Source organism: Flavonifractor sp. An52 (assembly GCF_002159385.1).
Lineage (GTDB): Bacteria > Bacillota > Clostridia > Oscillospirales > Oscillospiraceae > Flavonifractor > Flavonifractor avicola.
Genome location: NZ_NFIB01000029.1, coordinates 1 through 12,111, shown reverse-complemented (window position 1 = coordinate 12,111; position 12,111 = coordinate 1). Strand labels below are relative to the sequence as shown.

General features: G+C 58.5%; 9 protein-coding genes. 8 read left to right on the top strand and 1 reads right to left on the bottom strand.

The window, feature by feature from the left end:
- The first annotated feature begins 2 nt into the window (after positions 1-2).
- From B5G06_RS11020 to B5G06_RS10995, 6 genes are all read left to right on the top strand, one after another.
- Positions 3-2,561 (top strand): NHLP bacteriocin export ABC transporter permease/ATPase subunit, encoded by a 2,559-nt coding sequence (locus B5G06_RS11020; RefSeq protein ID WP_087189115.1) that lies wholly within the window; start codon positions 3-5, stop codon positions 2,559-2,561.
- A 133-nt stretch (positions 2,562-2,694) separates the two neighbouring features.
- A complete protein-coding gene (locus tag B5G06_RS11015) occupies positions 2,695-2,913 on the top strand; it encodes a hypothetical protein (RefSeq protein ID WP_087189114.1) in 219 nt (72 codons plus the stop codon).
- A gap of 77 nt (positions 2,914-2,990) precedes the next feature.
- Positions 2,991-3,356 (top strand): STAS domain-containing protein, encoded by a 366-nt coding sequence (locus B5G06_RS11010; protein WP_087189113.1) that lies wholly within the window; start codon positions 2,991-2,993, stop codon positions 3,354-3,356.
- A gap of 11 nt (positions 3,357-3,367) precedes the next feature.
- Positions 3,368-4,120, top strand: coding sequence for an FHA domain-containing protein (locus tag B5G06_RS11005; RefSeq protein ID WP_087189112.1), 753 nt, complete (start codon positions 3,368-3,370; stop codon positions 4,118-4,120).
- A 12-nt stretch (positions 4,121-4,132) separates the two neighbouring features.
- Positions 4,133-4,840, top strand: a complete 708-nt coding sequence (locus B5G06_RS11000) for a PP2C family protein-serine/threonine phosphatase (RefSeq protein WP_087189111.1) — start codon at positions 4,133-4,135, stop codon at positions 4,838-4,840.
- A 40-nt stretch (positions 4,841-4,880) separates the two neighbouring features.
- Positions 4,881-7,886 (top strand): serine/threonine protein kinase, encoded by a 3,006-nt coding sequence (locus B5G06_RS10995; protein ID WP_087189110.1) that lies wholly within the window; start codon positions 4,881-4,883, stop codon positions 7,884-7,886.
- Between the two features lie 132 nt (positions 7,887-8,018).
- On the opposite strand, the gene B5G06_RS10990 is transcribed toward B5G06_RS10995, so the two are convergent.
- A complete protein-coding gene (locus tag B5G06_RS10990) occupies positions 8,019-8,408 on the bottom strand; it encodes a hypothetical protein (protein ID WP_087189109.1) in 390 nt (129 codons plus the stop codon).
- Positions 8,409-8,533: 125 nt separating this feature from the next.
- Between B5G06_RS10990 and B5G06_RS14195 the strand changes: the two genes are divergently transcribed.
- The gene (locus B5G06_RS14195) at positions 8,534-9,349 is read left to right on the top strand and encodes a bifunctional (p)ppGpp synthetase/guanosine-3',5'-bis(diphosphate) 3'-pyrophosphohydrolase (protein ID WP_204220816.1); all 816 of its coding nucleotides are present in this window, start codon (positions 8,534-8,536) and stop codon (positions 9,347-9,349) included.
- Between the two features lie 840 nt (positions 9,350-10,189).
- Positions 10,190-11,986 (top strand): S-layer homology domain-containing protein, encoded by a 1,797-nt coding sequence (locus B5G06_RS10980; RefSeq protein WP_087189108.1) that lies wholly within the window; start codon positions 10,190-10,192, stop codon positions 11,984-11,986.
- Positions 11,987-12,111 lie beyond the last annotated feature (125 nt).

Genomic DNA, 12,111 nt, shown 5'->3' with positions numbered 1-12,111 from the left:
TCATGCAGACGGAAACCGCCAATCTCATTGGGTTGACCGGCGGCGCATATTACATCACCGAAACTCCCACAGACGCATACCGGGTGCTGTCAGGCCGCGTCCACATCTATGTGGTGCCCTGGACAGAGGGCCAGCCGGGACGCCGCTCCCTGATCTGCACCGCAGAACAAAATACCATTTTTCCCGCCTTTTCTCACACGGACGCCGAGGGCGGCCTGTGGCGCTTTCTGGTAACACCGGCGGAGGAGCACGCCCAGCTGGAGCGTCTGGAGGGGCTCTCCACCGGACCCCTGCAAAAAAAATTCCTGGGCAGAGCGGGGATCGAGAACCCCGGCCAGGAGACTTACGGCAATCTGCTGGTGGACCGCTACCGCCTGAACCTGGTGCAGGAGGACGGCTACCTGATCCGCACGGACAAGGAAAAAGAGGATGTGCGGGCCCGCACCGATGAGATGATCGCCTCCTTCTTTTCCAAGGAAAAGGACATACCCAGGGAAAACGGGGAGCACCCGGTCTATCAGGTCATGGCAGAGCTGTGCCACCGTATGCGCATCCCTATCGCCCCCTACGAAAAGATCACAGCCTGCTGCCGGCAGGAGATCTCCGTGGAGGAAGTGGCCCGCATTTCTCACATTCCCTGCCGGAAGATTCTGCTGGAGGAAAACTGGCATAAGGCGGACGCCGGGCCCATTATGGTACAATTTGGCCGGGAAAAGGAACCGGCCGCCTGTATTCCCAGAGGGCGGGGCAAGTATCTGCTCTGCCGCAGCGGGGAAAAGGCGGTCCCTCTGACCAGAGCGCTGGCGGAGCAGTGCGACCCCCAGGCCTATGTCATCTACCGCCCCTTCCCCCTTCAGGGAATGACGGCAAAGAACCTGGCGGCCTACTGCTGGTCCTGCCTGTCCCGGGCCGATCTGGCGGTTATCATCGGGCTGACCATCCTGTCCGCGCTTATCGGCCTGCTGATCCCCACCTTGAATCAGATGCTCTACGACCGCTTCATTCCCTCCGGACAGATGGGAATGGTGTTTCAGATTTGCTGTCTGGTCGGCGCGTTTATGGTGGGCAATCTGCTCTTTTCCGTGGTAAAAAGTCTGGCCACCTTCCGTTTGGACAGCCGGATCCAGTACGATGTGCAAAACGCGGTCTACCACCGGATCTTTGAATTGCCGGAAAACTTCTTCCGCAACTACGAGAGCGCCGATCTGGCCCAGCGGGTTATGGAACTGGGCAGCCTGGTCAGCTCTGTGTCCGGAATGCTGTTGGGGCTGGGACTCAGCCTGATCTCCGCCCTGTTCTATGGCATACGGATGTTTACCTATTCTCCCCAGCTCTCTCTGGTGTCCCTGTCGGTCACGCTGCTGTTCTCCTTGATCAGCTATCTTCTGGCGCGCCGCCGTATGGTCTATCAGGCCCAGGTCATGGAGATGGACGGAAAGAGCAGCTCTCTCCTGTTCCAGTTTTTGCTGGGGATAGAGAAGATCAGAACCGCCGGCGTGGAGGAGCGGACCATTTTTGAATATATGCGCGCTTTTATGGAGCAGCGCCGGCTGGAAACACGGCTGGGCCGGCTGTCCAACCTCAGCGCTCTGCTCTCCTCCGCCAGCAGCGGGATCTTTCTGGTATTGATCTATTGGATCGCGGCCCAGTCCGCTTCCATCACCATGGGCAGCTTCGTCGGTTTTAACTCGGCCTTCGGCATGGTCTCCGGCGCCATCAGCAGCCTGTTCAGCGCGCTGATCTCCTATCAGCTGCTGAAACCCACCTACCGGCGGGTGAAGGCCATTCTGGAGACGGTCCCCGAAGGGGGCGGCCACAAGCGTCTGCCCGGCCAGCTCACCGGCAGCATCGACCTGGATCACGTGGCCTTCTCCTACGACCCGGAAACCCCGCCTGTGTTTCGGGACCTCTCCCTTCACATCCGGCCCGGCGAATATGTGGGGATCGTGGGCGCTTCCGGCTGCGGAAAATCCACCCTGCTCAAGCTTCTGCTGGGATTTGAGAAGGCCACCTCAGGCCGGATCTACTATGACGACCAGGATATGGACGAGCTGGACCTGCAGGAGCTGAGAAAACACTTCGGCGTGGTGCTGCAGGACGGCGAGCTCATCTCAGGGAGCATCTTTGAGAACATCACCCTCACCGCCCCCAACGCCGGACGAACCCGGGTGGAGCAGGTGGTGGAGGCGGTAGGCCTGGCCAGAGATATCCAGGAGATGCCCATGGGGCTGGAGACCATGGTCAGCGAACACTGCAACACCATCTCCGGCGGCCAGAAGCAGCGCATTCTCATTGCCAGGGCCATCATCAACAGGCCCAACATTCTCTTCTTTGACGAGGCCACCAGCGCACTGGATAACCTGACCCAGGCCCAGGTGTGCAAAGCGCTGGAGGAAATGGGCAGCACCCGGGTGGTCATCGCCCACCGGCTCAGCACCATACAGAGCTGTGACCGCATTCTGGTGATGGACCATGGAGATATTGTGGAAGAGGGAAATTACGAACAGCTCATGGCCCTGGGCGGACTCTTCCATGAGCTGGCCAGCCGCCAGATCCTGTAAGGATTCGCATTCCTTGTAACAAGTCCGGTTTTGGCGTGTATATCAGTTTAGAATAACCATAGCAGTTGATTGGCCGCAGAGCGATCCATGCCGGACCGGCCTGACCAGAACATATACCCGGGGAGGTAATCTGATGGAGCCAGATCAAATCAAAAATATCAACCATATGCCGGAGGAGATCCCGGAGGAGCTGAAAGACATGGACCTGCGGCTGAAGCGGGTGTCCGATCTCCAGTGTTTTGACGGATGCTCCGATGAACTGGGAGAGGACGAGCTGGAACTGGTCACAGCCGCAGGCGGTTCCAATCCATACAAAGATTTTATCAAGCGAATTAACAACAAAAATGATTGAGCGCCAGCGCTGAGGGGCCGCAGTCTGTCTGCGGCATTGTGGGCAAATAAGACAGCCGGCGGGAAGGAGCTGGTAACATGAACAGGCACATAGAGCAGGACTGCGTGCGCTGGGAGGAGGACGATGGGAAACTGCTGTTTTCCATCACAGAAACCCTATCAGGAGATACCGTAACCCTAAGTTTGTCGGGCACGCTCTCCTCTGTTGTGGCGCCCGCCTTTGAGGATGAGCTGATGGCTGCGGCCTGCGTCCGCAGCAGGATTGCCGTGGATTTTTCCGGCTTGCAAGTCATTTCCAGCGGGGGCCTGAAGGCCCTGCTCACCGTCCAGCGCCTGCTGGACCAACGTCCCGGCTCCATGCTGAAGCTGTGCGCCATGAGCCCTGCGGTCCACGCCACCTTTGCAGAGATCGGGTTTGATGAACTGTTTGAGATTGAGAGCTGAGGTGAACGTGGATGTTGATGCAAGAGGATTATACAGAGAACCTTCCCTTTGTTTACGCGCTCTGCTGCCCGGCCGACTGGGAGCGGGTGTCCCCCCTGCTGGAGATCCTGCAAAAGAATGACTGCAGGCTCTGTTGGGGCCAGGCGTCCGCCGCTGGAAACGCCCCTGCTGCGGAAAACGCCGAGGTCATACTGGCCTTCTTATCCCGGCAGTCGGTGGAGGACCACAGCTTTCGCAGCCGCTTCAACCGCAGCATTCTGGGCGGCAAACCGGTGGCGGCGGTACTCCTTGACCCGGTGGAGCTCTCCCCCGTCATGAAGGCGCAGCTGGAGCTGGAGCAGGTGGCGGCGGTGGACTACGCCGTCTGCCACACCGACGGCGCCTGCTGTCTTGCCCTGCTGCAGCTGCCCGCGATGAAGCCCTGCCTGGAGGAGGGCAAGACCATCCACATCCCCAAGGCCAGTATCAAAAAATATTACCTGAAACGGCGGTCTACGGGAGAGGCCATCCAGATTTCCAAGGACGAGTTTACCGTGGGAAGAAAGCTCACCTGCAGCTACGCCATTCCGGACAATGAGAGCATCAGCCGCATCCATGCGGTGTTTCATCTGAAAAATGGGATCTGTACCGTGATGGACCATCATTCCACCAACAAGGTCTATGTCAACGACCGGGAGTTGGATGAGGAGGAGCAGTTCCAAATCAAGAGCGGGGATGTGCTGGAGCTGGGTACGGAAACCTTTATTGTGGATGTCATAGAGTAAGGAGGCCTCCCCATGAACGTCAGCGCATCCTATTATTCGGATATCGGCGGCCGGAAGGAAAATGAAGACGCCGTTGCGCTGCTGGAGAGCGGCGACACCATGGCAGGCCTGATCGCAGATGGGCTGGGCGGGCATAAGGGCGGCAAGGCCGCGGCCCAGCTGGCCGTCCAGACAGTGGGGGGCGGCATCATGGGCAAGCCCGTCTCAGTGGTCGCCCTCAGGGGGGCTGTGGAGCAGGCCAACACCCTCATTTGGGAGCAGCGCCAGGCCTCCGGCATGAAAAGCACCCTGGCCGCCGTGTGGTTTGACGGCCGGGCCGCTTTGGCCGCCAATGTGGGGGATACCCGGATCTATCAGTTCCGGGAAGGCAGTATCCTGTATCAGTCCCGGGACCACAGCACCGCCCAGCTGGCCCTGTGGGCCGGCGACATCACCCCAGCCGAGCTGCGCACCTGCAAGGACCGCCACCGGCTCACCCGTGCCCTGGGCGCACAGGATGATGTGACGGTGGATATTGCCCATCTGGAGCTGGCTCCGGGGGACGGGCTTCTCCTGTGCAGCGACGGTTTCTGGGAGAAGATCCAGGAGTCGGAGATGGCATACGACCTCTCCGGCGCCTCCACCGCCCTGCAATGGCTGGAGGCCATGCGCGCCCGCCTTGCCGTCCGGGGCGCCCACACCGGAGACAACCATTCCGCCATCGCCATGCTCATCCGGTGAGCGCGGGAGCAACCGTGTTAAGAGAAGGAGAATACAGGATATGACAGATTACTGCTTACACTGTATGCTGCCCACCGGCGGAGCGGATGTGTGTCCCCACTGCGGATATCAGGGCGGGGATACGGAGCTGCTCCACCACCTTCGCCCCGGCAGCAAACTGAACGGCAGATATCTGGTCGGGCGTTCGCTGGGTCAGGGTGGATTCGGCATTACCTACATTGGCCGGGATCTGCTGTTGGATACCCGGGTGGCCATCAAGGAATATTACCCCAGTGGGATCGCCAGCCGAAATGTGGCTTTTTCCCCCGAGATCACCATCTCTGATCAACGACAGGTGGATTTCATCGAGGAAGGAAAACAAAAATTTCTCAGTGAAGCCCGGGCATTGGCGCAGTTTGCAGATGACCCGGGCGTGGTTACGGTCCGGGACTTTTTTGAAGCCAACAACACCGCCTATATCGTCATGGAGTACCTGGACGGACACGACCTGCGCTCCATCCTGAGACTGACCCGCTTTTCTGCCGACGATATCTTTGAACGGATGCGGCCCGTCATGGACGCGCTGGAAAAGATCCACCAGGTGGGCATCATTCACCGGGATATCAGCCCGGACAACATCATGCTGCTGAAGAGCGGCACCGTCAAACTGATGGACTTCGGCGCCGCCAGGCAGCTGGACCTCAGCGGCAACACCAGCGTATCGGTGATCCTCAAGACGGGCTTCGCCCCGGAGGAGCAGTACCGCAGCAAAGGCCATCAGGGGCCGTGGACCGACGTCTACGCGCTGTGCGCCACCATCTACTGCTGTATCACCGGTCTGAAGCCGGACGACGCCCTGGAACGGGCCCAGCTGGATGAATTGAAGTGGCCCTCCGAGCTGGGGGTGGAGATCAGCGCCCTGCAGGAGGCGGTATTGAAAAAGGGAATGGCCGTCCGGGCGGAGGACCGGTTCCAGAGCATCGGTGAGATGAAGGAGATGCTCTTCCGGCCCACAGGGGAAAATCATGCGCTGGAGCTGGATGACGACGACGATGTGACCCGTCCCATTCCCCGCCACGCAGATCCCGACCCCCACCACACGCCTCCGGAACCCCAGCCTGTCCCGGGACCAAAAGCCCGAAAAAAATGGCTGTGGCCGCTGGCCGCGCTGCTGGCCGTGGCGGTGCTGGCCACTGGTATCTGGGGAGCCAGCCGGTTTATCCCCCAGGGAACCGGACGCAATGGCGGCGTCAGCCAGGCGGATATCGATTCGGGCAACTATATGCGGATCATTTTGACCGCCCACGAGGAGATGCCCGTCCACGATTTTGCTCAGGCGGCGGATACGGTGGAGGCGCGGATCGATCTCCTCTGCGACGGCCAGCCCTACGACTTTGCGGTGGAGGACGATCAGATCAAGCTGTTTCTGCCCCGCTCGGTGATCGAGCCGCTGGGGCTGGAAAAGACCATGCAGTGCTACATCAGCCGGCCCATGGAATTCAGTCTGATCAACTTCCAGGAATTCCAAACAGACCGCAGTGACTCCATCCAGGTGACTCCCGCCGATGTGGAATCCATCACCATTGAGACCCAGGCGCCGGAGGATTGCAGCCCGCCCGATCTGGCGGAGGCCCTGGAGAAGGGCGGCCTGGAGAAGCTGGTATTCACCGAGGAATTTGTCCAGAAAAACCGGGATAAAATGGCCCAATGGGGCACCAATATGGTCCTGGCCCAGGATATTGAGAGTTCCTCCAATCTCTGGTACACCTATCTCTATTCAGCGGGGGACGGACGGACCTTCTACATCACCAATACGGACGGCGCGGCATTTGCCCGGCTGCTTCAGCACAATCTGTCCCAGGAGCCCCTGCCAAACCCCTTCTACTACCAGCTGGATGTAAACTACGAGGCAGCGTGGGAGACTCCGGACACCGGCAATCAGGCCGAAACCTTCCAGCGCTCCCCTGACCAGGTGACCGGCCAGACCGTCACCCTGCTCTATCCCTGGGTGGACAGCGATGCCCTCCCCGGGGAAGGCCGGTGGGCCGACGCCTGCGCCGCCATGAAGCGCCGCCTGGACCTTCTGGGCGAGGAATACGCATTTGGTACCATCTGCTCCGGGGATACCTATCAGATGGTGGTGAAAACCGGCGGCGAACATATGAGTATCCCGCTGCTTCAGCTGCTGGAATTCAGACAGGTTACCTTTTATCTCAGCGCCGGCTTAAACAATCTGTATGTCCGGCAGCTGGACTGGATCAGCCGCCCGGACGGCACCTACGCCCTGGAGGCCACGGCAGGCGGCAGTGAGGAGGACCTGGCAAACTTCCTCCAGCTGGCTCAGGACGCCGGGTATGACAAGATCTATCTCAAGGTCAACAACATTCCCTGGCTTGCCTGCGACCTGGAGGATGGGGCCGACGGCACGGTGGTGACCCTGGATCAGGGCTGCTTCTGGGACAATCAGCCCATCGGAGAGGACCAGCGCTGGCTGGTGCAGCTGCTGACTGCCATTTCCCAGGACGTCAATCTGCCCTCCGGGGCAAGTACGGCCCAGTACCAGTGCAACGAGGACGAGAACGGCGTTGCCTTTGACGATGCCAACTTCTCCATGCAGTACGGCGACCTGACCAAGCAGGTGCGGGACAACATTGAGAACTGTGATGCCGCAGCTCAGTACGAGCAGATGGAAGTGGTCAGCGACGGAATGAACATCCGGGTCTATCTGCACATGAACACAGGCAAGAACTTCGCCTCCCAGGTAGTAGCGCTGACCAAGGCCTTATATGAGCAGTCTGATTTGGAGCACTCCCCCGCCGACGGCCTGTATCTCTATTTTATCGACGAAAATGACGTGCTGAAAGAGCGGGCGCGCATCTGGTTCAGCAAAACCTACGGCACCGGCAGCATCCTGCCCGGCTATGTCACAGGCGGCGGGATCTTTACCGGCGGCCGTATGGAGGAATATCTGGAAGAGCTGCAGTCTCTCATCGAAGATGATCCCTTCTTCCTGGAGAAAAAAGGATCGCCGGACCGCACATTCTGCGAGTATACTGCGTGGTGGTGATCCCAGACAGACACAAAATGGAGGTGTTGTATCTTACAACACCTCCATTTAACCACCTGCGCCGTCCAAACCAGACCGCAGCAGAAGGGGCGGGGCAAACAGCCCCGCCCCAACAGAGACCGGCGTTCCGGATCAGCTGAACTTCTTGATCCAATTGGGAATGGCCTCATCCAGGTCTTTGCTGACCTTTTGGACTTCCTTCTCACTGTAAGTCCGGTACGGATCGCCATATCTGACGGCGTCGTACAGGCATCTGGCAGCCATCTTGGTGCCTTTCCAGGTCAGCTTGCCCCAGTCAGTATTTTTCAGCAGCCACTTCAGCGCGGAAAACTCGGTCACACCTCCGGTGACATTCTCCAGATCGGCCTCTCCCAGCTCATCGCCGGACTTGGCACCGGTATCATAGCCGTACTCCTTCAGGATGCTGTTTACAGCAGCCTCGTCCTCCGCCTGCTCCAGCTTGTCAGCAAACAGTTCCAGGTCCTTCACGTCCTGCTCGGAAAAATTCTTCTGCATCTCCATCTCTGTGTCCTCCTTATAAATTGTATTTGTGTCTTGCTTTGCCTGTTCTGCCTATATATACCCGCGACCTGCAAAACTGTTACAGTGGTTACACAAAATTCAAGTAAAAAAAGAAGGGCTGCTACATGAGCATAAACCACGACTCCAACAGCATCACCAGTCCCCTGGAAAGCGCCCCCATGGCGCCTCTGCGCCCCGTAGGGCTGATATATACACCTCTGACGAAAAAGGCCCTGCTGATCTGCTTTGCGGCCCACAACAGCCAGACGGACAAAAGCGGGCTGCCCTATGTGATCCACCCCCTCCATTTGGCCGAGCAGCTGGAAACAGAGGAGGAGGTGTGCACAGCTCTGCTCCACGACGTGGTGGAGGACTCCCATTATACCTTCTCCGATCTGCGGGATGAGGGGTTCCCGGAGGCGGTACTGGAGGCCCTTGGGCTTCTGACCCATGACGAATACACCCCCTATCTGGAGTATGTGGTCCGGCTGCGCAGCAATCCCATCGCCCGCCGGGTGAAGCTGGCGGACCTGACCCACAACAGCGACCTGGCCCGTCTGAACACGGTCACCGTCCGGGACAGACGGCGTGTTCTCAAATACCGCATTGCCCAGGCCATCCTGGAGGACGACCGGTACGATGCGTCTCGTAGCCAGTTCCACAAGCGCCTTCCCCTCTCCCTGGAGCACCCTTTCTTCCTCTCTGTGTTCTATGACCAGCGCGGCACAGTGGAGCGCTACAGCATCGACGTGGAGGCTAAGAAGGAGTATCACTATGGATTGGAGGCGTCCCAGGGAGAGCGGCTTCAAAAGTCCCTGAATCCAAACCGCACCCTGCCGGAGGCCCTGGCAGACTGGGCGGAAGGTGGCTGCACCTCCTGCCGCGTGGAGTCCATGCTCCGGCAGAGGGGCATCACCTTCCAGATTCATACTGCAATGTAAGCCCACGCGGCGGATCAAAAAAAGCGCACTGGAAAGGAAATGCTTCCTGTCCAGTGCGCTTAAATTTTCACAACAAAAAACCCTTGAAAGCCGAAGCTTTCAAGGGTTTTTGGAGCTGCTAGCCAGATTTGAACTGGCGACCTCATCCTTACCAAAGGTGATTTTGCACAAAAAGCACAAATAAAAACTATATATTTTATACAAGGCGGCATACGTCCGGCGGCTGTGCAGTCCTCAACCATCCTACGCCCGCAGGCGTAAAAGCGACGCAATTCCCACGGGGACAAGGCGGCAAGCCACCACCAGCCCCACGGCGGGGAATTGCATGGAGCGGAACACACCTCTGACCCCGCCTTGCTCTCAGCCGTCGATATGCACCCCGGCCCCGTCCGTGGCGGGCCACCAGCGCCCCGACCTCATAGCAAGCCACCCTCTGAACAACAAAAAAAGCGGCCCGGACAGTGTAAAGTCCGAAAAAAACCGCTTGCACTCAAGGGGGATATGGGCTAAAATAGCATCAAGGCGAATAATAAGGGCAGGACGTGAGGTGCGGGAACACCCCACGCCCCTATGCAGGAGAAAGCGCCTCCCACACAGCAGTAAAACTGCGCCATACCCATTATATAAGGATTCTTCCCCTTTTACAAGGCTAATCCTCTGAAAAATGGGCTTGTGTGCTTTCGGGCTGTGCAGGGAATTACATACAACCTGCACGGCTCTTTTGTTCGCCCGCAGAAAAAGCCCACGGGGGGCCGGGATTGCCCCGCCCCCATGGGCCGCTCTGCCGGGGTACATCGGCACACAAGCCCATTATTTTATATATAAGGAGGAAACCCACCCATGAAAAAAAGGCGAAAAGCGTTATCTGTCGCCCTCGCAACTGCTCTGTTGATTCCCGCCTTGACCGTTACCGCCTTCGGCGGTGCGCTCGGCTACAACGACATTCTGTACGAAGGTTACATCAAGGGTAACACGACCCTCGGTGGCAACCTGACCCTGACCGACCCTGCGGCCCGTGACCTGTATAATGACCTTATCTTCGTCACAGGCGAACCCGGTTCCGCGTCTGGAAGCGGTTACGGTTCGTTCTACACCGGCATCCGAGCCACTGGCGCATATGCCATCATCAACGGCGTTGATGACACTATCACAGGCGGCACGGGGGAGACCCATACGCTCGACGAACTGCGTCCCATCGGAAACATCAAGTGGGTGCTCCATGACGGCGTGCTGGTCATCACCAACGACTGGACTGACGCAGAGGTCGAAGCCAAAATTAACCGCAACAGCAGCGAACCTCAGCAGTTCGTCGCGCGTCAGAGCATGACTCAGATGAACTTCCTGAACTTCGAACATTCCCAGTTAGAAATCACTCCGTTCAGAAATAACTCCAACATCGAGACCGTCATCATCGGCGATAATATCGACTACAACGCAGTGCGTGCCCTGTTCGTTGGTTGCGACAATCTGAAGAACATCATCTGTCTCGACAGTGGGTTCGAACGGCTCATTGAGGACAGCGACCTCGATTACGCAATCGTCTGCGCAGGCGAAACCAGCGGCGAATACTACGGCGCGAATTCCAGCAACGGAGGAATGACAGCCGATAAAATCGCATACCTGAGCAGCAACGACCGCGTAGATTTCGCTGAATGGACTCCCGCCAGCAAGGGCAGCGTAAGCATCGGCGTACCCACATTCACCTACCGTCCTAACACCCTTATCAAAGATGTGCCCGTGTGGCCCGATGCATCCACCGTCGCATCCCAGTACGCGACTGCCAAGTCCTATGTTGCCAACATGAACCTGCCCGATTGGGCGCTGGCATACCTGCCCGTCGAGATGGGCGGCACTGAGACTGCCCGCACCGTCGACGATGTCTTCGACTTTGCCACAGCCAACCTGAAGTCCAACTGGAACGACGGTTCCAACACCGGGACGGTCACGGAAACTCCCGTGACCGAGCCCGAGACCCCTGTTGCCACCAGCGTCACTTACAGCAACTGGGCCGCTGAGGACATTATTACAGCCATCAGCATGGGCTACCTCGATGACGACCCTGATGTCTTTGGTTATCAGCCCGCTGTCACTGACCTGCTGGGCAGTGATTATACCAAGGCCATCACCCGTGGACAGTTTGCGGCGTTGGCAATCAGGTATTACGAGACCCTGATGAGCGACATCACCGGCGAGAACTACACCATCCCCGTCAACTCCGGCGACGATGTGTTCGCAGACAGCGTCGGGAACACTGACATGGCCAAGGCGTTCAACTTGGGCATCCTCGGCGGTTACAACAGTGCCGATACCCGTGCCGGCGTGTATGTCGGACCCAATGACAACATCACCCGCGAGCAGGCGGCTACCATGCTGACCCGGCTCATGGAGAAACTGATTGTAGCCTTCGACTCCGTCGGCCGCACCGGGTGGACTGTCTGGTATGCCGACAACCTGCCCTTCACCGATGAAATCGCGGACTGGGCCTACGATGGCGTTCGTGCCGTGTACGGCGTCGGGGCCATGACCGGGACAACCAGCACGACCTTCAGCGCGAAATCCCCGTACACCATCGAACAGAGCATCGTAACCATCATGCGCATCGACAACAACTGGGCTCGTGCGGGTCAGGGTGGCTAAATGCCATAGTCAAAACCTCCGGCTAAGCCGGAGGCTTGAGTAGGCCCTAAAAGGGCCTGATACGGACGAAGCCCCTTAAGGGGCCCCGAAAGGTTTGCCGACTGCATTTCTTTCTCGGGCTTACC